Origin of the sequence: Mesorhizobium sp. C264A, from assembly GCF_040324515.1 — a bacterium.
In the GTDB taxonomy this organism is placed as follows: Bacteria; Pseudomonadota; Alphaproteobacteria; order Rhizobiales; family Rhizobiaceae; genus Mesorhizobium.
The window spans coordinates 244,239-264,173 of sequence record NZ_JAMYVY010000001.1; the positions used below are offsets into that span (position 1 = coordinate 244,239).

At 63.5% G+C, this 19,935-nt stretch carries 20 protein-coding genes; 8 read left to right on the forward strand and 12 right to left on the reverse strand.

Annotation, left to right across the window (positions count from 1 at the left end):
* Positions 1-62: 62 nt before the first annotated feature.
* Positions 63-1,109 (forward strand): CapA family protein, encoded by a 1,047-nt coding sequence (locus NKL04_RS01270; RefSeq protein ID WP_023701600.1) that lies wholly within the window; start codon positions 63-65, stop codon positions 1,107-1,109.
* 46 nt (positions 1,110-1,155) lie between these two features.
* Positions 1,156-2,124 (forward strand): DUF3137 domain-containing protein, encoded by a 969-nt coding sequence (locus tag NKL04_RS01275; protein ID WP_023672004.1) that lies wholly within the window; start codon positions 1,156-1,158, stop codon positions 2,122-2,124.
* Between the two features lie 116 nt (positions 2,125-2,240).
* Here the strand turns inward: NKL04_RS01275 and NKL04_RS01280 are convergent, their stop codons facing one another.
* Positions 2,241-2,735, reverse strand: a complete 495-nt coding sequence (locus tag NKL04_RS01280) for a YegJ family protein (protein WP_023691555.1) — start codon at positions 2,733-2,735, stop codon at positions 2,241-2,243.
* A 101-nt stretch (positions 2,736-2,836) separates the two neighbouring features.
* Complete coding sequence (locus tag NKL04_RS01285) at positions 2,837-3,352, reverse strand: hypothetical protein (protein ID WP_023672002.1); 516 nt, start codon at positions 3,350-3,352, stop codon at positions 2,837-2,839.
* A gap of 288 nt (positions 3,353-3,640) precedes the next feature.
* On the opposite strand from NKL04_RS01285, the gene NKL04_RS01290 reads away from it, so the two are divergent.
* Complete coding sequence (locus NKL04_RS01290) at positions 3,641-4,273, forward strand: hypothetical protein (protein WP_023807272.1); 633 nt, start codon at positions 3,641-3,643, stop codon at positions 4,271-4,273.
* Between the two features lie 37 nt (positions 4,274-4,310).
* Here the strand turns inward: NKL04_RS01290 and NKL04_RS01295 are convergent, their stop codons facing one another.
* The gene (locus tag NKL04_RS01295) at positions 4,311-4,511 is read right to left on the reverse strand and encodes a hypothetical protein (RefSeq protein WP_023672000.1); all 201 of its coding nucleotides are present in this window, start codon (positions 4,509-4,511) and stop codon (positions 4,311-4,313) included.
* A 774-nt stretch (positions 4,512-5,285) separates the two neighbouring features.
* Between NKL04_RS01295 and NKL04_RS01300 the strand changes: the two genes are divergently transcribed.
* A complete protein-coding gene (locus NKL04_RS01300; protein ID WP_023683740.1) occupies positions 5,286-6,224 on the forward strand; it encodes a diacylglycerol/lipid kinase family protein in 939 nt (312 codons plus the stop codon).
* Positions 6,225-6,316: 92 nt separating this feature from the next.
* Here NKL04_RS01300 and NKL04_RS01305 read toward each other — a convergent pair whose 3' ends face one another.
* From NKL04_RS01305 to NKL04_RS01315, 3 genes are read right to left on the reverse strand one after another with little or no spacing between them, the layout of a single operon-like run.
* A complete protein-coding gene (locus NKL04_RS01305) occupies positions 6,317-7,234 on the reverse strand; it encodes an NAD(P)-dependent oxidoreductase (protein ID WP_023683741.1) in 918 nt (305 codons plus the stop codon).
* Positions 7,231-8,445, reverse strand: a complete 1,215-nt coding sequence (locus NKL04_RS01310; protein WP_023671997.1) for a mandelate racemase/muconate lactonizing enzyme family protein — start codon at positions 8,443-8,445, stop codon at positions 7,231-7,233. Before NKL04_RS01310 ends, NKL04_RS01305 begins: the two co-directional genes overlap by 4 nt.
* A complete protein-coding gene (locus NKL04_RS01315; protein ID WP_023701603.1) occupies positions 8,442-10,058 on the reverse strand; it encodes a GMC family oxidoreductase in 1,617 nt (538 codons plus the stop codon). The genes NKL04_RS01310 and NKL04_RS01315 overlap by 4 nt, the downstream gene beginning before the upstream one ends.
* 223 nt (positions 10,059-10,281) lie before the next feature.
* On the opposite strand from NKL04_RS01315, the gene NKL04_RS01320 reads away from it, so the two are divergent.
* Entirely contained in the window at positions 10,282-10,677 is a 396-nt protein-coding gene (locus tag NKL04_RS01320; RefSeq protein ID WP_023671995.1) for an acyl-CoA thioesterase, read from the forward strand.
* Positions 10,678-11,177: 500 nt separating this feature from the next.
* On the opposite strand, the gene NKL04_RS01325 is transcribed toward NKL04_RS01320, so the two are convergent.
* A complete protein-coding gene (locus tag NKL04_RS01325) occupies positions 11,178-11,546 on the reverse strand; it encodes a winged helix-turn-helix transcriptional regulator (RefSeq protein ID WP_023683744.1) in 369 nt (122 codons plus the stop codon).
* Positions 11,547-11,635: 89 nt separating this feature from the next.
* Here NKL04_RS01325 and NKL04_RS01330 point away from each other — a divergent pair, with 89 nt between their 5' ends.
* Entirely contained in the window at positions 11,636-12,241 is a 606-nt protein-coding gene (locus NKL04_RS01330; RefSeq protein WP_023671992.1) for an NADPH-dependent FMN reductase, read from the forward strand.
* Positions 12,242-12,406: 165 nt separating this feature from the next.
* On the opposite strand, the gene NKL04_RS01335 is transcribed toward NKL04_RS01330, so the two are convergent.
* Complete coding sequence (locus NKL04_RS01335; protein WP_023701604.1) at positions 12,407-13,702, reverse strand: glucoamylase family protein; 1,296 nt, start codon at positions 13,700-13,702, stop codon at positions 12,407-12,409.
* A gap of 258 nt (positions 13,703-13,960) precedes the next feature.
* On the opposite strand from NKL04_RS01335, the gene NKL04_RS01340 reads away from it, so the two are divergent.
* Positions 13,961-14,839, forward strand: coding sequence for a DMT family transporter (locus NKL04_RS01340; RefSeq protein WP_023701605.1), 879 nt, complete (start codon positions 13,961-13,963; stop codon positions 14,837-14,839).
* Positions 14,840-14,867: 28 nt separating this feature from the next.
* Here NKL04_RS01340 and NKL04_RS01345 read toward each other — a convergent pair whose 3' ends face one another.
* Positions 14,868-16,178: a hemolysin family protein gene (locus NKL04_RS01345; RefSeq protein ID WP_023689708.1), complete on the reverse strand. Its 1,311-nt coding sequence runs from the start codon at positions 16,176-16,178 to the stop codon at positions 14,868-14,870.
* 6 nt (positions 16,179-16,184) lie between these two features.
* Positions 16,185-16,955 carry an LssY C-terminal domain-containing protein gene (locus tag NKL04_RS01350; RefSeq protein WP_352723150.1) on the reverse strand — a complete coding sequence of 257 codons (771 nt, stop codon included), beginning with the start codon at positions 16,953-16,955 and terminating at the stop codon, positions 16,185-16,187.
* A gap of 111 nt (positions 16,956-17,066) precedes the next feature.
* On the opposite strand from NKL04_RS01350, the gene NKL04_RS01355 reads away from it, so the two are divergent.
* A complete protein-coding gene (locus NKL04_RS01355) occupies positions 17,067-17,786 on the forward strand; it encodes a gamma-glutamylcyclotransferase (protein WP_023701607.1) in 720 nt (239 codons plus the stop codon).
* A 20-nt stretch (positions 17,787-17,806) separates the two neighbouring features.
* On the opposite strand, the gene NKL04_RS01360 is transcribed toward NKL04_RS01355, so the two are convergent.
* Positions 17,807-18,598: an extensin-like domain-containing protein gene (locus NKL04_RS01360; protein ID WP_023701608.1), complete on the reverse strand. Its 792-nt coding sequence runs from the start codon at positions 18,596-18,598 to the stop codon at positions 17,807-17,809.
* Positions 18,599-18,730: 132 nt separating this feature from the next.
* A complete protein-coding gene (locus NKL04_RS01365; protein WP_031209493.1) occupies positions 18,731-19,807 on the reverse strand; it encodes an extensin family protein in 1,077 nt (358 codons plus the stop codon).
* Positions 19,808-19,935 lie beyond the last annotated feature (128 nt).

The window sequence follows — 19,935 nt, forward strand, 5'->3', positions numbered from 1 at the left end:
CGACACTTCCCGAGCAGACCGTCTACACAAGCTAACCGATTGGGCAAACGATTGGGCGTCGCGTGTCGAATTATCCGCTTTCCTACAAACTGTCATGGCTGCCGCGCTTCCTGAAACCGTCTCTCGGCGGCGATGTCAGGGATTTTGCACCGAGGGCGGCGACGACGATCATCGATCCGCCGCCGGGGCGGAAGGTGCGGCTGGCCTTTGTCGGCGATATTTCGGCGGTGGCCAACCGTAGTGCGCCGGAGTGCGATCCGGAAATCGCAAAGCTCTTGGGCTCAGCCGATCTGGTGATCGGCAATTGCGAAAGTCCGGTCGTCGAGCGGCCGAGCGTGGCGTTTGGCACGCGGCTTGGCACGCACCATGCGATGAGCGAGCGGTTTCTTGCCGCGGCGCTTGCCGCCGTAGGCATCGCGCGTGAAAAGCTCGTGCTGTCGCTGGCCAACAACCATGTGCTCGACCAGGGCGTCGCCGGTTTCGACGAGACCGTTGCGGCGTTGAAGCGGCTTGGCATCCGCACCATCGGCACCGCGAAAAAAGGACCGGTCGAGCAGGTCAAGGCCGGGCCGCTGACGATCGGCTTTGCCGCCTTCACACTGTGGCGCAATGGTGACGCCGGGCCATTCACCGAGCTTGTCTCGATGCAAGGCGATCCGGCGGCATGGCCGAGAGGCGCGGCCGACAAGAACATCGACCTCACCTGTGCGGTGCCGCACTGGGACTGGGAGTTCCGGCATTTTCCGCAGCCGCAAACGCAAACGCTGGCGAGGTTGCTGGCCGGTCACGGCGTGGGGCTGATTGCCGGGCACCACGCCCATGTCGTGCAGCCGGTGCAATGGGTCGGCAAGACGCTCGTGGCTTACGGGCTTGGCGACTTCCTCGGCACGGCGCTGGCGCGGCAGCCCTGGCCCGGCCGCATCGCCGGCATTTTCGTCGTCGATGTCAGCGCAGATCTCGGCAAGCGCGGCGCGATCGGCGGCTACCGGATGCATGCCTTCATGCGGTTGCGCGCAGGCGGGCATGAGCGGCTGGTTCCGGTCGAGGCGCTGACTGGCCGGATGAAGGGCAAGGTCGAAGCCAGGCTGAAGGCGATCTTTGGCGACTGACCACTTTCCCGCTATTATAGGCATAAACGGACTTTGCGAGGGGGCGATGGAAGCAGCTGAGTTCATGCCTGATGAAGCGGTGGTCGCCGGCATCAGGAAGAATATCGAGATCTATGAGGCTGGACGGGCTTCGGCCTACCGCCAGGTGCGCTGGCGGGTGCCGGTGTTTCTGGGGCTGCTGCTGGTTTTTGTCGTGCTGGTGGCCTGGCTGTTCAACAAGGTCGCCGACTTGAACGAGCAATGGTTCTCGACGCCGCATGTGTTCCTCTATGTCGGCGGTTTCTTCGCGGCGCTGCTGCTGTACTTCCTGGCGATCAGGCCGGCGACGCGGCTGCAGCAATCGTTCCGTGACACGCTGCTGCCGATCATCTTCGGCTTCATCAGGGATGTGCGCTATCAGCACAGCGTGACGCCGAATTCCTTCGACCGGCTGCCGCGCGCCGTGGTCGGCGCCTTCAACCGGCAGAGCTTCGACGACATCGTATCAGGCCGCTACGAGGATTTTCCGTTCGAGCTCTACGAGGCGGAGTTGCGCCAAGGGTCGGGCAAAGGCTCGTCGACGGTCTTCAAGGGCGTCGTCGTCGCCTTCGAGACCATTGCGCCGTTCCCCGGCATATTGGTCGCGACGCGCCGCAGCAACGCGGTGGTCGGTTTCTTCCGCGGCATCTTCGCCGGCAAGATGGAGGAACTGTCCAGCGGCGATCCGCTGCTCGACGGCGACTACGAATTTCGCACCGACAATGTCGCCGCCGCGCAGCCGCTGGTGAGCGGCCGGCTGGCGCAGGCGCTGAAATGGCTGCACGAGACATGGCGCGATGATCCGGCGCGGGTGGCACTTAATGGCAGCGATGGTTTCCTGCTCTTGCCGCAGCCGAAGAATTTCTTCGAACTGCCCGCCATTTCCGTGCCGCTCGATTACACCAAGCACATCGCGCCGATGATCGCCGATATGGGCGCGATCTTGGCGACCGCGGCGCTGGTGCGCAAGATCGGCGCGACGGATGGCGAGGCCTAAAGCGCCGCGCGTCGAAACGAATTCATGCGACGCGCTTCAGGTCTTGTTTTCATGCATATCGTTGCCCCAAAACGGCGGTCCTGTTTGGGCGCATGCATTAGCCAGGCTGCCGCGCCTCAGCAGTCGAAGCCGTAGTTCTGGCGGTAATATTCGACGTCTTCTTGCGCCATCGTCTTGAACATCACGCAGACGGTGAAGCTGCCTACCTGGCGACCGTTTCTGGTGTAGCCCCAGTCGGAAATATCGTCCCGGTTGAATTCGAGTTCCTGGCCGGCCACGACATTGTGCACCGCTTGCGGCTCATTGGCCAATGTTCCTGCAAAGCCGGTCGCGGTCTTGTGGAAGGGGATGATCCAGAAATGCTCCGAGGCGTCTCCGTCCCTGACCTCGACTTTCAATTTGTAGCTGGTTGTCCCGGCTGGCGGCGCATCCGACAAGGACAGGAATTCATCGAGGCTGGCGCGCGCCTGCGCAATGGCCGCCGCCATGTCCGGATCGTCCCTGGCGACGCCTACAACCTTGTCGCCGCCCTGGCCGGAATCCTGCGCACCGGCCGGAATCGGCGCCAAGGCCAGCACCAGGGACAGCACGGTTCGAACTGCATGCTTCATGAAATGGCGCTCCTGCGTGTCGATGCCTGACACCATCATGCATCTATCTGGAGTTTTCAACGGCAGTGCGACAGCGTGGTATGGTCCGAACGGCAGGCCGCTCACAACCCGCTCGGCACCAGCCCCGCCAGCCAGTTCGCGGACCGCTTGGCAATGCCGACCGTTGCCGACGCGACGCGGCCGAGATCTGTCTTGACCACGGCGTAGCCGTTCCTGGTGCGGTAGAGCACGCCTGTTCCGCCATCGACCACTTGCTCGTAGGCGACGGGCCGTACCGCTGCTGCCTCCATGGCCGTCGTCGGGGAGCCGACGGGAACGCTCGGCCGATGGCTCAGTTCCGGCGGCAACGGGGTTTGGACATTCCGGCTGGCCGGCTTCAGTTCCGGGCGGGATGCGGCCGCCGCCAGTTGCGAAGAAGACGCCGACCCCTTGCTGCGGCAGATGCCAGAGACCAGCGGATAGTCGAAGTTCTTCTGGTGCAGCATCTGGCTTTTCATCGCCGCTTCGCAGTCGGCGATAGTCGCCCACTTCGCCGGCGTCTCGCCGATATATTCGCAAAGCTTGGCGTCGCAGTCGCAGCCGACAATGGTCATGGCGACAAGGGCGGTCTTGATCACGGTCTTGTCCTTCGGATTGCCCCCCGGCAGCCAGTCCTTCCATCGCGCGCGAACAAGGCGGGATTTTGGCCGCGATCACGCGATGAGCCGGGGGATGCGTTTTTTTCGGGTACGGCTCACTATAGGTGGATTTCGAGACACCCGGTAGCAGATAGGGCGGGAGCGTGATGCATTTGCAGGAAGAAGCCTGAATAAATCTTGTCGGCTATGGCCGCGACAACTGTTTCTTGGCCCGGTTTTCTACTACGATACTCACGGGGCGATACAACAATATAGGAGGGGTTTGTCATGGGAAGAATTGTCCGGTCCGCCGAGCCTGTGCCGAAAAGGGATTCAACGCTCGAGGGCATTCCAGGCGATGCTCCGCTCGGCGTCGACGATGACAAGCAAGAAGATCAAGGATCGAAAGGCGGCGACGGCTATCTCGACCGGGTTGCGAAGTACGTGCCTGCCGAAGTCGTGGCATTTTTCATCTTCGTCAACTCCATCCTGGTCAATGCCACTGAGCAGCCGGTTGCCAAGGCGTTGACCGATGCGGTGGCGGAAGAGACCAAAGGCGATCCGGGGGACATTCCGGGTAAGGTGCAGGCAGCCATCTATAAGATTGAAATGGCCGGTATCAGCGTCTGGACCATTTCATGGATCATGTTGATCGTCGCGCTGGCGATGACGCCGGTGTATCTGAAATCGGTCAGCGATTCAGCCGACAATGCGGAGGCTCCGGGAGCCAACATCGTCATGTCGATGCTCGCCTTCCCATTCTGGGCCTATGCCGTCAACGCGCTGGCCCTCAGGCCATGGCATGACGGTGCGCTGGCCAGCATCATGCTCGCCACCTTCACGCTCATCAGCGGCGCCATACGGCCGGAATATATAAACGCTGGCCTCAATTTGATCCCGGGCATCGGCCCGAAGAAGTAGCTCGGCCCGCCGGGCAGGCCGCGTGCAGGGCGCGTCTTCAGTCGGAGAGGTGTTCCAGCCTGGCGCCTGCTTCGAACAGCGCCGGCAGCACGATGTGCAGCTTGCGCACGGCGACGATCAGCCGGTGCGACGGGTGGCCGGATCGATCGGAACCGGTTGGCTGAACGGCGTGCGGGAGCCTTTGGGCGGAGCGAAGTCCGCCGCCGAAACACGGTGAGGATGATCGCGTCGTTGCCACCGATCTCGACGAAGGACACGCCTCTGTCGATCAGGCGCGGGATCATGTCGGTGAATTGCTGACCGCGCCTGGTGATGAAGTGGTGCCGTCAGCGCCGAAATCGCGTTCCAGCAAAGTATCGGCTTCTTACGCGTCGCTTCGCCGACCGGACCCTTGGCCCAAAAGACAGTCGGCGCCGGGATTTCTCCCAGCGCCTCCCTGTCAGATCAGGACACGGTCGCGGCAGCAACTTCCGTAAAGTCGTCGCGCCATGCCGGCCTTGATTTTGACGGTCCTGCCAGTCACCGCCCGAGGGCAGTGCCCGTTCCAGACCACGCCGTTCTCCACCCTTGCGAGCTTCGTTCGGCGCGCCATCGAAGGTTTTCGCCGTCCTTCATGGCAGCATCGGTCCGCCGTTGGCGTTCGCACGCTTTCCGCGGCCCCGTAGGTCTCGGCATCCGTCCCTCGAACAAGCAAGCCTGCTCTCGCTTCGGGCCGTACGGGCCTCAGGAAATCCGCCTTTTCGCTTTGCCTTTCGGCGTGGCGATCGGTAGCCGCCTGAGATGAGTTAAACTTACGCCGGGTAAGGGTTTTGGGGAATGGGCGTGAGCCTGTGGATAACGGGATTATCGGGGACGGTTTGCCACAAAGCTCGGAATTTCGACTCCAGCTGCATTAGACAGCCCGCCCGCTTTTTGGCGCCTGATCGGCTGTGCCCCTTGCTCCGCCGGCTGGCGCGGGCTTCAATGCAGGCAAAGCATCGAGCCTATCGGCTCGGTGCGGGGAGGGTGCGCATTGAAAGTCGGGGTGGTGCTCAATCCGATTGCCGGCGGCGGCCGGCTGAAACGGCATTGGCCCGAGGTGGCTGCTTCGCTGAAAAAGCATTTCGGCGAATTCGAGCTGCGCGAGACGCAGGCCGAGGGCGACGCCGAAAGGCTGGCGCTCGACCTCGCGGCAAGCGGCTTCGAGCTGGTGATCGCGGCCGGCGGCGACGGCACCGCCAGCGAGGTGGCCGACGGATTGCTGCAGGCATTCGATGAGAGCGGCCGGACAACCGAACTTGCCTTGCTGCCTTGCGGCACCGGCATCGATTTCGCGCGCGGGCTCGGGCTGCCGAAAGAGGTGGATGCGGTGCTGAAGCGGATCGCCGAAGCCAAGGCGCGCAAGGTCGATGCCGGGCGCATCTGCTACATCGACGACCATGGCGCGCTGGCCAGCCGGCACTTCATCAATATCGCCAGCCTCGGCCTGTCCGGCGCCACGGACCGTGCGGTCAATGCCGACAAGCGCAAGGGCAGGATGTCGGCCAAGGCGCTGTTTTTCTGGCGCACCGTGGTCGAGTTCATCCGCTACCGCTTCCAGGACGTCAGGATCACCGTCGACGATGGCACCCCGGTCGAGGCGCGCATGGCGCTGGTGGCGGTTGCCAACGGAAAGTTCTTCGGCGGCGGCATGATGATCGCCCCGGACGCCGAACTCGCCGACGGCCAGTTCGACATCGTCATCCTGCGCGCGGCCGGCAAGCTGAAGCTGATCTGGGATATTCGGCTGCTCTATGGCGGCCGGCACCGCAACCATCCGGCCATCACCATATTGCGTGGCCGGAAAGTGGTGGTCGAACCTATCGGCGATGTCGAGAAGAACGGCGCGCTGGTCGACATAGATGGCGAGTCGCCGGGGCGTATACCCGCGACGTTTGAGATCCTGCCCGGAGCGCTGACGCTGAGATATTGAATCAAGGCGTTGAGGGATTGATTCAGGTGGTTTGAGCGGCGATTCCGGCGAACCGGCCAAAGGCCTGAAATCGCAGGACATATTTACCCGGCTTAGCTTTCCAGCTTGGCTGGGAAACCGGGCGCGCGCAGATCCATGTCGACGGCATCCTCGAGCAGTTTGACGATCTGGGTCGACCAGGCGCCGCCGCCATATTCCTGTTTGCCCATCAGGAAAATCTCACTCACAAGCGGCGCCAGTTGGAGTGGCAGTCTGAACTCTCTGCCCATCGCAAGCGCAAAGCCGAGGTCCTTCAGTGCCAGGTCCATGGTGAAGCCAATGTCGTAGGAGCCGTTGAGGATGAGCTGGCTTTCGGTCTCATGGACGAAGCTGTTGCCGGAGGAGGCGACGATGGCGTGGTAGGATTGCGCGAGGTCGAGGCCGCCTTGCTTGGCCAACATCAGCGCCTCGCCGGCGGCGACGAGATGGATGAAGGCCAGCATGTTGGTGATCACCTTGATCACCGCCGCGGAGCCGACCGGACCCATCAGGAACGACTTTGCGCACATCGCTTCGATGGCCGGACGATGGCGCTCGTAAAGCGCAGCATCGCCGCCGACAAGCGCGGTGATCTTTCCGACCGCGGCCAGATGCACGCCGCCGGTGACCGGGCACTCCAGCGTCTCGATGCCTTTGGCCGCGGCGAGGGCGGCGAGGCGCAGGATCTCGTCGCGGCCGTTGGTCGACATCTCGATCCAGGAGCCGCCCCTGGGCAGACCCTCGAGCAGGCCGCCGGCATTAGCCAGCACCGCTTCGCTGACCTTGGGCGAGGGCAGGCAAGTAATGGCATTGCCGGCCTGTGCCGCCGCTTCGGCCGGGCTGGTCGCGGCCGTGGCGCCGAGCGCCACGAGGCGCTCGACGGCGGCGGGGTCGCGGTCGAAGACGATGACGACAAAACCGTTGCGCAACAGGCTGGCGGCAAGGTTGCCGCCGAGATGGCCAAGGCCGATGAAGGCGTAGCGTTCGCTCACGGCATCAGCGGCGTTTGCATCATCTGCAAATGCAGGTCCTTGCCGGTGTAGGGATGCGCGTCGCAGACCGCTTCGTCCAGCTCGACGCCGAGGCCCGGCTCCTTCGATGGAATGACATTGCCGTCCTGCCATTCGATCTTCTTCTTGAGCAGTGTCGCGTGGAAGCCGTCCCACTGCTTCAGCGATTCCAGGATGAGGAAATTGGGCAGCGTCACCGCCAGCTGGATGTTGGCGGCCCCAACGATCGGCCCACAATAGCAGTGCGGCGCGATCTGGATGTGGTATGCCTCGGCCATGGCGGCGATCTTCTTGGTTTCGAGAATGCCGCCGGAACGGCCAAGGTCCGGTTGCAGGATGGTGGCGGCGCGGTTCTCGATGATTCGGGCGAATTCGAACTTGGTCGTCAACCGCTCGCCGGTGGCGATCGGGATCGACGTGCCTCGCGCCACCTGAGCCATCACTTCGGGCATGTCGGGCGGCACCGGCTCTTCGAACCACAAGGGATCGTAGGGCTCGATGGCGCGTGCCATGCGCAGCGCACCCGATGCGGTGAACTGGCCATGCGTGCCGAACAGAATATCGGCGCGGGTGCCGACGGCTTCGCGGATCGCCTTGACCATGCGGGTGGAGACATCGATGTCGATCAGGCGCGGCTGGTGGCCGTCGAAGGCGGTGTAGGGGCCTGCCGGGTCGAGCTTGACGGCGTTGAACCCCTGCTCGACATATTCGAGCGCGCAGGCGGCCGCCAATTCGGGGTCATTGTAGACGTTCCGGCCGTCCGGCGCGTCCTCCGAATGGACGCTGCCGGTGTGCGGATAGAGATAGGTGTAGGAGCGCAGCGTCTCGTGCACCTGGCCGCCGAGCAGTTTGTAGACCGGCTTGTCGGCTTCCTTGCCGACAATGTCCCAGCAGGCCATTTCCAGCGCCGAGAAACAGCCCATGCCGGTAACGTCGGGGCGCTGGGTAAATCCTGAGGAATAGGCGCGGCGGAAGAAGGTCTCGATGTCATGCGGATCGTGGCCGATCAGGTAACGCTCGGCCATGTCCTCGACCAGCTTCGCTGTTATGTGAGCCGAGAAGGTGGCGTTGTAGGCCTCGCCGTAACCGACGACGCCGCCATCGGTGGTCAGCTTGACGAAGATGAAATACTTGCCGCCGATGCCGGGCGGCGGGTTGCCGACTACCCAGGTCTTGACGTCGGTGATCTTCATTTTTGGTCCTCCAGAACCAGTTCGGCGCCCTTCCATCCGGTCATGACCGAGGCGGCGTTGGTGTTGCCGGTGATGTTGGCGGGAAAGATCGAGGCGTCGATGACACGCAGACCTGCGAGCCCGTGCACTTTCAGGCGCGGGTCGACGACGGCGGCCCCGGCGCCCGGCCCCATGCGGCACGTCGAGACCGGGTGATAGACGGTGCCTGAGCGCTTCCTGAAATCCTGGATCAGATCGGCATCCGATTGGATCGATGGGCCCGGCAAAACCTCCTCAGTGATGATCTCGGCCATGGCGGGCATCGAGGCTATCTTGCGCACGAATTTCACCGCCGCCAGCATCTCGTCGACATCGGCGTTGGTGGAATAGGCGTTGGCGACGATCCTGGGATAGTCCAGCGGATTGCTGGAGCGGATCATGATCTCGCCGCGGCTGGACGGGCGGCAGTTGGAGAGGCCGATGGAAAAGCCCGGCCACGGATCCGGCGTCAGGATCGGCCGCTCGCCGCTCTTCGGAATGACGGTCGAGAAAGCCTGGAAATAAAGCTGCATGTTGGGGCGCGAAAACGCCAGGTCGGTTCGGAAGAAGCCGCCGCCATGGTTCATCGACAGCGACAGCGGGCCGGAGCGGGTGAGGATGTACCGCATGCCGACCAGCAGCTTGCCCCACCAGGGCCGCAGGATTTGGTTGAGCGTCGGCACGTTTCCCTTGAAGGTATAGTTGATGCCGACATGGTCCTGCAGATGCGCGCCGACATTTTCGTTGCCGTGGACGACCGGGATGCCAAGCCCCTTGAGCAGTGACGAGGGGCCGACGCCGGACAGTTGCAGCAGCTGCGGCGAGTTGATCGAACCGGCGGACAGGATCACCTCGCGGCCGGCCCGCGCCGTCTTGGTCTCGCCGTTCTGCAGATATTCGATGCCGACGGCTCGCTTGCCCTCGAACAGGATTCTGGTCGCCAGCGCATTGGCTTCGACGCGCACATTCGCGCGCTTCATCGCCGGGCGCAGGAAGGCGCGCGCGGCCGACATGCGGCGGCCATTCCTGGTCGAGATCTGGTAGACGCCGACGCCTTCCTGGGCGGCGCCGTTGAAGTCAGGGTTGAGCGGCAGCCCAGCCTGCTGGCCGGCTGCGAGGTAGCGCCTGGTCAGCGGATGGACGGCGTTCGTCGTGTCGGTGATATGCAGCGGCCCGCCGGTGCCGCGCCATCTGTCGGCGCCGGCCTCATTGTCCTCAAGCGCCTTGAAGCCCGGCAACAGATCGTCATAGCCCCAACCGGGATTTCCGGCATCGCGCCAGTCGTCAAAGTCCTCGCGCGCGCCACGGATCCAGACCATGGCGTTGATCGAGCTGGAGCCGCCAAGCAGCTTGCCGCGCGGCCAATGGTCGACATTGCCGGCAAGGCCGGGGTCCGGCTCGGGCTTGTAGTTCCAGTTGACCGCCGGATCGAAGAAGGTCTTGCCGTAGCCGAGCGGCATCTGGACATAAAAGCGGCGGTCGCTGCCGCCGGCCTCCAGCACCAGCACGGAGAAGCGGCCCGAAATCGACAGCCTGTCGGCCAGAACCGAGCCGGCCGAGCCGGAGCCGACGATGATGAAGTCATAAGTCTGCATGATTGGTGTTGGCGGCTCCGCAAAACTGAGCGCAGCCTATCCGCGACGGCTTGGCCGCGCCCCTGCGGCTTCCGGCATGGCTTGTGAAAAAAGCGACCGTGAGACGCCTGGTCGGAAAAGCCACCATGGAACCGACATTGCGCCGGGAGCCTCGCCCGTCGCGTTGACCTCTTGGGCCCGTGACGCTACGGGATCAAGGGCTATCGCTTTAGGGGAATCTCGGATGGTGCATTACGCGGACGGACGGCCGATCGGCGATCTGACCTTGCGTACGCTCGCCATGCCGGCCGATGCAAATGCGGCCGGCGACATCTTTGGCGGCTGGGTGATGGCGCAGATGGATCTTGCCTGCGGCATCCGTGCGGCCGAGCGGGCCAAGGGCCGCGTGGTGACGGCGGCGGTCAAGGAAATGTCCTTCGCCAAGGCGATGAAGATCGGCGACACGCTGTGCATCTACACCCATGTCGAGCGCGTCGGCCGCACCTCCATGACGCTCAAGGTCGAGGCCTGGGCGCAACGCTACCTCTCCGACCTGATGGAGAAGGTCACCCACGCCGATTTCGTCATGGTGGCGCTGGATAGCGACGGCAAGCCGAAGCCGATTCCAACCGAAAGTTGACATCGTCGATTCTGCCAAGCTTGCGCTTATGTAACATCCCCCGCGCGGGCGATGCCCTGCGCGACATCCAATGGTTGCCTTCACATCCGATTCTGCGGGCGGCGGAGGGAAGACAATGCGTCAACACATGCTGAACGGCTGGCTCGTGGCGGCCCTCGTCGCGGTGATCTGCCTGCTTGGCACGACCGCTTATACCGAGATCAGGAAAGAGCTTCCAAGCGTTGCCTGCACGCACGACCGGACCGTTGGCAACGAGCGGACTGCCCAGCGGTCTGCAAGGGTAGAGACGTGCGGCGCAGTGTGTTGCAGCAACCCTGCGTCAAAGGCCTGAGGGCCCGTCAGCGGAAGACCTCGTCAGCCTCAAAATGATCATGCGCCGGCGAACGAAACGCTGCAGCTATGTCGCGATGGCGCGACCAACGATGCCAGGGCGGATCCAGTTAAACCCGGGTACGCGTCGTCGACGGCAAAATCCGTAAACTATTGCTGGGCAACGGTTTTCAGGCGTGCACGCCATCGAATCTTTCACGCGCCGCCTGGACCCGCGAGGTGTTCTTCCGCGCCCATTCGCCGAGCGCGCCGACCGGCACCAGCAGCTCATGGCCGAGCTCCGTCAGCTCATAGTCGACGCGTGGCGGGATGGTCGGGAACACGGTTCGGGTGACGAAGCCGTCGCGCTCAAGACCGCGCAAGGTGGTGGTCAGCATCTTCTGCGAAATGCCGCCGACAGCGGCGCGCAACTCATTGAAACGCAGCGGTCCGCCGCCCAGCTTGCCGACGACCAGAACGGTCCATTTGTCGCCGACGCGCTGCAGGATTTCCGAGACGGCGCGGCAGTCTTCGGTGTTGTGCGGGTGCCTCAGTAACATAACGGTGCCTCCTTGCGCTGCCATTTGTCAGTATCTCATATAGCGCCGGTATCCAAACGATACCAGCTTTTGCATATATGGAGAGCCCCATGTCCAAGCCCAAAATCGCCATCGTCGTCGGTTCGACACGCGCCGCGCGTTTCGCCGATGTGCCCGCCCAGTGGATCGCCAAGATCGCGAAATCTCATGCCGACATCGACGTCGAGACCGTCGACCTGCGCGACTGGCCGCTGCCCTTCTTCGACGAGGTCGCCTCGTCCGCCTGGGCGCCGTCGCAGAACGAAGTTGCCCAGCGCTGGCAAAAGAAGGTCGCCGAATTCGACGGCTTCATCTTCACCGCCGCCGAATACAATCATGGCCCGACGGCCGTGCTGAAGAACGCCATCGATTACGCCGCCAATGAATGGAACAAGAAGCCGGCCGGTTTCGTCGGCTATGGCAGCGTCGGCGGCTCGCGCGCTGTCGAACATTTGCGTCTTGCCGCGGTCGAATTGCAGATGGCGCCGGTCAAATCCGCCGTTCACATTGCCTGGAGCGATTTCCTGGCGGTGCGCCAGGGCGAGAAGAAGCTCGAGGAGATCGAGCATCTGAACCAGGCTGCCACGGCGCTGGTCAACGACGTTGCCTGGTGGGCCCGCGTGCTCAAGGCAGCGCGTCAGGCCGACGCGATTGCCGGCGAAGCCCAGGCGGCCTGAGCCTTATCCTCCCAAGGACCGATGATTTTTCCAAAGGGCGGCGTTTGCGCCGCCCTTTTTCATTCACGTGAAGAGGCGCTCTCGGCTCCCTTGGCCGGATGGTGGAGTCGGACCGGCAAGGTCGCGCTGATGCCTTGACGATCCCGCGCGAAGGATCGCCGCCTGTCACAGCCAACCGCCGGAAAACCCGGCCCGGCGCAGTCCTGTGGTGATGGCCGGCACGCGGCGCATCAATCGCCACAGGAAGTCGGACCGGTAGTTCTCGATCATCAGGGCGATCGGCCCCTGGTTGATGCCGACATGGTCCGGCGATACCCAACCGCAGGCGCGGCCGTCGTCGGCAGCGATCGTCGGGTTGAAGCTCGCGGTGAAGCCGTAAGGGTTGCCGTCGCGCAGGTCCATCTCGTGGAAATGGCGCAGCGCCGGCAGCACGATTTCCGGCGCAAAAGGCAAGGAGGCGATTGCCGCCCATGGCGACAGCGTGCCGTCATCGGGGCCAAACGGTGCGCCGCGGGCGAGATAACCGAAGAAGCGGCGTCCATCGGCTCGCCGCGCGATCGGACCTGGGCCGTCGCTGGCGGTGACGCCCCAGCAATTCTCGCCATAGCCCGCGAACCCCCTCGGATTGCGGATTGCGTAATCGCGCTGCAGATACGTCGCCTGGCGGCTGTTTTCGAAATAGTCCCGGTCGTGATCGCGCATGAAGGCATCGCGGATGTCGCGAAAATCGATCCAGATATGCGAGAACTGGTGGATGAAAAGCGGGCCGGCATAGACCATCTCGCGGCCGTAGATGGTCTTCCATTTGTAAGTGGACAGCCAGGCCGCGTAGCTCTCGGGAGTTAGCGAGTGGGTCGGCGAACCGAGACCCAGGACGTACAGGATCAGCGCCTCGTCAAATCCTTCCCAGCGGTAGCGGAGAAAGCCTTTTCCAGGCCGCCAGCCATGGGTGACGGTGGCGCCGCCGTTCTGCGCCCAGCGCCAGTCGGCACGGCGGTAGAGCGCATCGGCAAGCTGGCGGATTTCCAGTTCGAGCTCATCGTCCTCGTCGAAATAAGCGCCGGCGGCCAGAACACCGGCAAGCAAAAGGGCGGTATCGATCGTGGACAGTTCGCAATTCCAGACGCGGCGGCCGGTCTTCATGTCGAGGAAATGATAGTAGAAACCTTTGTAGCCGGTGGCATCGGGCTCCGGCCCGTGCGGGGCGTTCCAGAAGAAGCGAAGCGTGGCGAGCGTCCGCTCGATTGCGGCATCGCGCGTCATGAAACCGCGCTCGACACCGACGGGATAGGACGACAAAGCGAGCCCGACGGCGGCTATGCTGGCAGGCGACGCCTGCGTGTTGCGGTCGGCGACCAGGCCGTTGGCAGGGTTGGCCTCGTTGAGAAAATACTCGAAGGACAGGCGCTGGATATCTTGGAGAAGCTCGTCGTTTAGCGCGTGTTCGTTCGATGCATCCATGACAATCGATATAGAGGCTTTGGCTGCTTTTGCCATTCGCCCAGCGGATCAATCATGGGTGAGGGCAGGCTGGGGCCGATAGCGAAAGGCGCTGCCGACGCACCGAATTCAAATCGAGGGGCTGCGAAGATCGGTTGGACCGCCATATGCACGGCCCTGCCATCTGGCCTGGCCGTCCTCCCCTGATATATCCGGCTGCGATCCATCACATGAGCATGCCCCGTGAAGTCACCCAGCCTGTCAGGCGTCGTTTCCCCCATGACCCCGGTGCTGGTCTGTGCACTTGCGATCTTCCTTCTGTCCGCCATGGATGCGGCGATGAAAATCCTGGTCATCGCCGTCGGTGTCTACAACACGGTGCTGTGGCGAAGCATGCTTGCGAGCGTGGTCGCGGGCACGGCCTGGGCGGCGGGGCCGCGTTCCCTTCCCACGCCTTCCGTGCTGCGGCTACACGCGCTGCGCGCCGTGATCGTGGGCATCGTTCTGCTGTCGTTCTTCTGGGGCCTTGCCAGATTGCCGCTAGCGGATGGGATCGGGCTTAGTTTCGTCGCGCCGCTGTTCGCTCTCCTGCTGGCGGCGCTGCTTTTGGGCGAACGCATACAGCGCCAGGCGATCTGGGCGTCGCTGGCGGGCATCGCCGGCGTCGTCATCATCATGGCCGGACAGTTCGGGCAAGGGAATTATACCGGGGATGCCCTGCTTGGCACGGTGGCGGTGCTCGCATCGACGGTGTTCTACGCCTACAATCTGATCCTCTCGCGGCGGCAGGCGCTGGTGGCCAAGCCAGTCGAGATCATGCTGTTCCAGAACCTGTGCGTTGCCGCCGTCCTTCTCCCCGCCGCTCCCTGGCTCGCGGTTGCCCTGCCGGGCAATCTCTGGCTTCCGCTGGCCGGGGTGACGGCGCTGTCGCTCTCCGGCCAGTTCCTGATGAGCTGGTCCTACGCGCGGGCCGAAGCGCAATATCTGATCCCGACGGAGTATTCTGCCTTCATCTGGGCGATCGTGTTTGGCTGGCTGTTCTTCGACGAGGCGGCGACCTGGACCACGCTGGCTGGAGCGGCCCTGATCGTGGCCAGTTGCCTGATCGCCTCGCGCTCCAATCCGAAGCTTGCCGAACCGATCGAAGCCGCGGTCTGAGCGCGCTATTCGCTTTGACGGCAGAGCGTCAACGCACCACTTCGCGATGGCCGCTGGGCAGCCGGGTGGCGATCAGCTTGTCGATGCGGCGGCCGTCGAGGTCGACGACCTCGAAACGCCAGCCTTGCGCGTCGACGCATTCGCCGGTCGCCGGCAGATGGTGCATGTGCGACAGCACATAACCGGCGACGGTCTCGTAATCGCGATTTTCCGGCAGGTCGATACCGAGAACGTCAGCCATCTCGTCGGCTTGCATGTATCCCGCGAGCAGCCATGAGCCGTCCTCGCGCTTGACGGCGTTTTCCTCGTCGCCGGCATCAAGGTCGGCGCGGAAGACGCCGGTGATGGCCTCGAGAATGTCGGCAGGTGTGACGATCCCTTCGAAATGGCCGTATTCGTCATGCACCAGCGCCATCGGCACGTCGGATTCCTTCAGCTTCTGCAGCACATCCAGCGCGTCGGCCTGGTCGTAGACGATGGGGGCGGCGCGCACATGCTTGCGCGGATCGAGTGCGCGGCCGGCGAGCAGGGCGGCCAGCACGTCGCGCGTCTGAACAACGCCAACCATGACGTCGACGCCGCCGTCGCCGGCCGGGAGGCGCGAATGCTGGGTCTCCATCAAGAGCTTGCGGATGGCGCCCTCATCGGACTGCAAATTGATCCAGTCGACCTCGGTGCGCGGCGTCATCACGGCGCGCACGGCGCGATCGCCGAGCCGCATGACGCCGGCGATCATGCGCCGCTCGTCGGATTCGATGGTGCCGTGGTGCTCGGCCTCGGCGACCAGCATCTTGATCTCTTCGTCGGTGACCTTCTCCTCGCTCTCGCCGCGCTGGCCAAGCAGCCACAATATGGCGCGGCCGGAAATGTCGAGCAGGAACACCAGCGGCGCCGAGACGGTGGCTAGGATGGTCATCGCAGGCGCCGCGCGGGCGGCAACACGCTCGGGATCGCGCAGCGCGATCTGCTTGGGCACCAGCTCGCCGACGATCAGCGAGAAATAGGTGATGATGGCGACGACGATCCCGACGCCGAGCGGGTCGGCGATGTTTTCGCGCATGCCGGTCGTGGCCAGGTACACCGAAAGCCTGTCGCCCAGCGTGGCGCCGGAGAAGGCGCCCGACAGCACGCCGACCAGAGTGATGCCGATCTGCACCGACGACAGGAATTTGCCGGGATTGGAGCCGAGCGTCAGCGCACGCCCGGCGCCATTGACGCCGCGGTCGATCATCGCCTTGAGCCGCGCCGGGCGCGACGACACGATGGCGAGCTCGGACATCGACAGAAGGCCGTTCACACAGATGAGGACGACCACGGTGGCGATTTCGACGTATAGCATCAGGGCTCAATAGCATTGCGGCGGGCCGCAGGAAAATAGTCCGCGATGATTTTTGGGAAATGACGGTGGTTCAGGGGAATTGCCTGAGCACCCGACAACAGCCTTGCCGTCGGTGAAATAGGGATCGCCGCCGCCGTTGCGTCCGGTCCTGGTGGCGCCGATGCCCGGGATGTCGCTCGCCGAGGTCACCATGCCGGCCGCCGACAGGTCGTGGATCACGAGATCGCGCTCGGCGTCGATGTCAGGGGCGATATGGTGGGTGATGGCGCCGGTATCGTGGCTGAGACCAACGCCGCGGTCGAAGCTGGCCGAGCCCATCCAGAGCGTTCGGCCGTCGTCGCCGGTCGCATCGCTGCGCCAGAAGCGGACATGATGGCGCCGGTCGGCGCTGCCGCCGACCGGCTTTTCGAAGGCGAGATCCTGGGCGCGGCCTTCGAACAGCAGCCGGCTGACCGGGGCGTCAGGATAGGGATGGTCGAACAGCACGCTCTCACCGATTTCGATCGCGGTCTTTAGCGTCACGCCATCGGCCGTATCCCATCCGGTCATGGCGAAGGCATGGACCATCTCTTTTTCGGTACCGACAAGGCCGATATTGATCGGGTCGCCCGGAATGCCTTGCGGCGTGTGTGTCACCATCTCGAAAGTCTGCGTGCGAAAGCCGCGGTCGCGAACCGTCCAGAATTCCGGCGCAGCGACATAGGCGAGGGCCAGCCAGACCGCCAGAAGAGCGGCGAGCCAGGTCAATGCGCGTCGTTGCAGGCTTCGTCGGCTCATGAAAGCGGCTCGATCCGTGCGGTATCTGTGCCTGCGGGCCCTGGAAATCAATGGCCAGCGGCGAGTAGCCGTTCTATCGTCGGCCATCGTTTTTGCGGGGGGTGAGCAGGAATGGATAAGAAGCCGGTGGGTCGCAGCTCGATGGCATTGACCGCGAACCTTGTCGCAAGGGTCGAGCGTGTCGAACCGGATCCGGGTCCCGAGCCCGGAACAACCGAGCATACAGACGCGGAGTTCGATAGTCTTGTCGAGCAACTTCTGTCGGAGCATCGGCCTGAAGCGCTATGGGTCTTTGCCTACGGGTCGCTGATCTGGAACCCCGAATTTGCCCATGTCGAGCAGCGCCCGGCCACGGCGCCAGGATGGCACCGCTCGTTCTGCCTGACGCTGACCCGTTGGCGCGGAACCCGTGATTTGCCGGCGCTGATGCTGGCGCTCGATCGAGGCGGCAGCTGCAACGGCATCGTCTATCGGCTGCCCGCGGAAGACCATGTCGGGCAACTTGGCCAGTTGATGCGCCGCGAGATCGATGCCAATCCGCCGACCAACGTGCCATGCTGGATCAAGGTCAAGACCAAGGATGGGCCGTTGCGGGCCTTGGCTTTCGTCGCCGCGCCAGACGGCAGGGCCTATGCCGGCCGGCTGCCATTGGAGCAGGTTGCCGACACGCTGGCGCGGGCTGCCGGGCATTGGGGCTCGTCGGCTCAATACCTGTTCCGAACCGTCAGCAAGTTGGAAGAGAGCGGTATCCGCGACAGGAACCTTTGGCGCATCCAGGATCTGGTGGCCCAGCAAATCATCGCTTCCACCAGGAACGCCAATCCCGACTGATTTCTGAACGGTGAAACGCCTTAGCGGCAGGCGCGGTAGCCGCTTTTGCGGTTCTTGATGTCGAAATGGAAATGGTTGCGGTGATCGTAATTGTAGCCGGGACCGAGCACGGTGGTGAAATACTGGCAGCCGTCGGCACGCACATTGTTGAGGAAGCCGCGGGTGCGGAAGGCAAACAGGCCGGGCTTGCGCACGTCGATGTCGTCGCCGTTGTTGAGCTCGATGCTCATGACGTCGAGGGCGTTGCCCTTGCCGTGTTCGGACAGGACACCTTCGCCGGCGATGTTGCGGCAGGAATAGCTTGAGCCCTGGTGGATGGTCTTGACGCCCGAGAAATAGCGCCAGCGGGCGGAGGGGACCAGTTCGTTGCTGGTCCAGGCGGCGAAACTTGCGGCCATGTCGCAGGTCAATGTTGCGGCGGGCTTCATCTGGATGCCGCCGATGGCGGAGACCTTGACCGGCCAGTCTATGCCGCACTGTCCCTCATGGATCGGCTGGACATCGGTGTAGACGACGCGAAGCCGCTTCAGCTCGCCACGGCAATCGGTTTCGCTGGCCGGCATCTGCTGCGGCTCCGACTCCGACATCGGCTCGTCCATGTGCGGATAGGCGGCAGTCATATAGGGATTGGACGGGACGAGCTTCTGCATGCCTTCATATTGCGGCACGGCCGCGGTCTGCGAGCCGACATCGACGGCCGGCTGCAGCGACAGCACGCTGCCAGTGTTGCAAGCCGAAACGGCGGCCAGCGCAAGACCGGTGGCCAGTATCGCTGCGCTTTTTGCCTTCGCGGCGCGAAATATTGCGGCCATGGGCGGAATCCTGTCCTTGATCGGTGGGATTTTAACGATCAAGGGTAAAGGAAAACTCAGCGTTCCCGTTCATGCCTGCGGCCGAAATGCGGCAGCCAGACCATCACCGGCATGATGATCACTGGAGGGCCATTACTGGCAGAAAGTGCCACCATTCCGGCGCGGTTCGAGATCGAGATGGAAATGCAGGGAATGGTCCGGGTCCGCGCCCGGTCCAAGCACGGTCTTGAACGGTCCGCAGGCGGCCTTGCGCACCGCATTGAGGAATTTGCCCTCCTTCTCGGGCGGCGTTGGACCGACTTCGATCTTTCTGCCATCCGACAACGTGAAGCTGGCAATATCGAGCGCATTGCCGAAGGCATGTTCCGACAGATGGCGCGTGCCGTTGCGCGGCCGGCAGACAAAGGCCGATGCCTGGTTGATCGATTTCAGGTCGGCTCCGAACTCGGCTTTCGCCGCCGGCTGTATGATTTCGGCGGCAAAGCGGGCTGCCGCCTCGGCCATCGGGCAGTTGAGTTCGGTCGCGGGGCCGATGGCGATGGATTTTCCGAGCGACTTCAGCAGCAGGGGATAGGGGATCGAGCAGCCGATGTCGGGATTGCTTTCCGCCTTATGCTCCTCGAATTCGACACCAAGGGCCGTCAGCCGCTCGCGACAGGCGACTTCCGCCGCCGGCATTTTTGCATCGGGCAAATCGGCCGAGCGCGGATCAGGCAGCATCTTCTTGTCGCCGGCATCGGGTTTTTCAGGTGGCTGCGGAGCAACGGCCGGCGGCTGAGCTTCAGGTTCCGGAGTGTCTGGCTTTTGTGTCGGAATCGGCACCGCGGCCGGCGGCTCGGGCTCGCTTTGCTTATCGGTCGACGGCTTCGGGGCTGACGGTCCGGGCCGCGCCTGCTTTCTAAAACGGGACTTTTCTTCGTTGAATCGATCGTCATTGGACCGGTTGGGCGCGCCAAGGGGGTTCGGACCTTCGGCCTTTTGCTTTTCGATCGGTGCCGCGCCGGTCTTCGGCGCCTCTGAAGGACGCGCCTCGGGCAGCGGGATAACGCGCGAGGGCTGCACCGGAACATCGGCGGGCGAGGGCTCTTTATCCGGGGTCTTTTGTTCCACCTGCTTTGGCGTGATGTGCCGCTGTGGCCTGGGCTTCTGGCGGTGTTTGCTGCGCGGCTTAGGATGCGAGTCGACCCGCGGTGAAAACAGCTGCTCCAACCGCTGTGACAGCGGCGTGTAATGCTTTTTGCGCTGTTTGGCGTCAGCTTGCGTCAGCAGGGGCGCCAGCAGCAGAGCCGTGACGACCATGACCAGTGCAACCCTGCATGTTCGGGAAAGTACAACAG

Coding starts and splice junctions, on each gene's coding strand:
- NKL04_RS01315 (WP_023701603.1), bottom strand. CDS start 10,058: ATGCAGACTTATGACTTCATCATCGTCGGCTCCGGCTCGGCCGGCTCG.
- NKL04_RS01340 (WP_023701605.1), top strand. CDS start 13,961: ATGACCCCGGTGCTGGTCTGTGCACTTGCGATCTTCCTTCTGTCCGCC.
- NKL04_RS01320 (WP_023671995.1), top strand. CDS start 10,282: ATGGTGCATTACGCGGACGGACGGCCGATCGGCGATCTGACCTTGCGT.
- NKL04_RS01360 (WP_023701608.1), bottom strand. CDS start 18,598: ATGGCCGCAATATTTCGCGCCGCGAAGGCAAAAAGCGCAGCGATACTG.
- NKL04_RS01290 (WP_023807272.1), top strand. CDS start 3,641: ATGGGAAGAATTGTCCGGTCCGCCGAGCCTGTGCCGAAAAGGGATTCA.
- NKL04_RS01345 (WP_023689708.1), bottom strand. CDS start 16,178: ATGCTATACGTCGAAATCGCCACCGTGGTCGTCCTCATCTGTGTGAAC.
- NKL04_RS01310 (WP_023671997.1), bottom strand. CDS start 8,445: ATGAAGATCACCGACGTCAAGACCTGGGTAGTCGGCAACCCGCCGCCC.
- NKL04_RS01335 (WP_023701604.1), bottom strand. CDS start 13,702: ATGGATGCATCGAACGAACACGCGCTAAACGACGAGCTTCTCCAAGAT.
- NKL04_RS01280 (WP_023691555.1), bottom strand. CDS start 2,735: ATGAAGCATGCAGTTCGAACCGTGCTGTCCCTGGTGCTGGCCTTGGCG.
- NKL04_RS01355 (WP_023701607.1), top strand. CDS start 17,067: ATGGATAAGAAGCCGGTGGGTCGCAGCTCGATGGCATTGACCGCGAAC.
- NKL04_RS01330 (WP_023671992.1), top strand. CDS start 11,636: ATGTCCAAGCCCAAAATCGCCATCGTCGTCGGTTCGACACGCGCCGCG.
- NKL04_RS01325 (WP_023683744.1), bottom strand. CDS start 11,546: ATGTTACTGAGGCACCCGCACAACACCGAAGACTGCCGCGCCGTCTCG.
- NKL04_RS01275 (WP_023672004.1), top strand. CDS start 1,156: ATGGAAGCAGCTGAGTTCATGCCTGATGAAGCGGTGGTCGCCGGCATC.
- NKL04_RS01350 (WP_352723150.1), bottom strand. CDS start 16,955: ATGAGCCGACGAAGCCTGCAACGACGCGCATTGACCTGGCTCGCCGCT.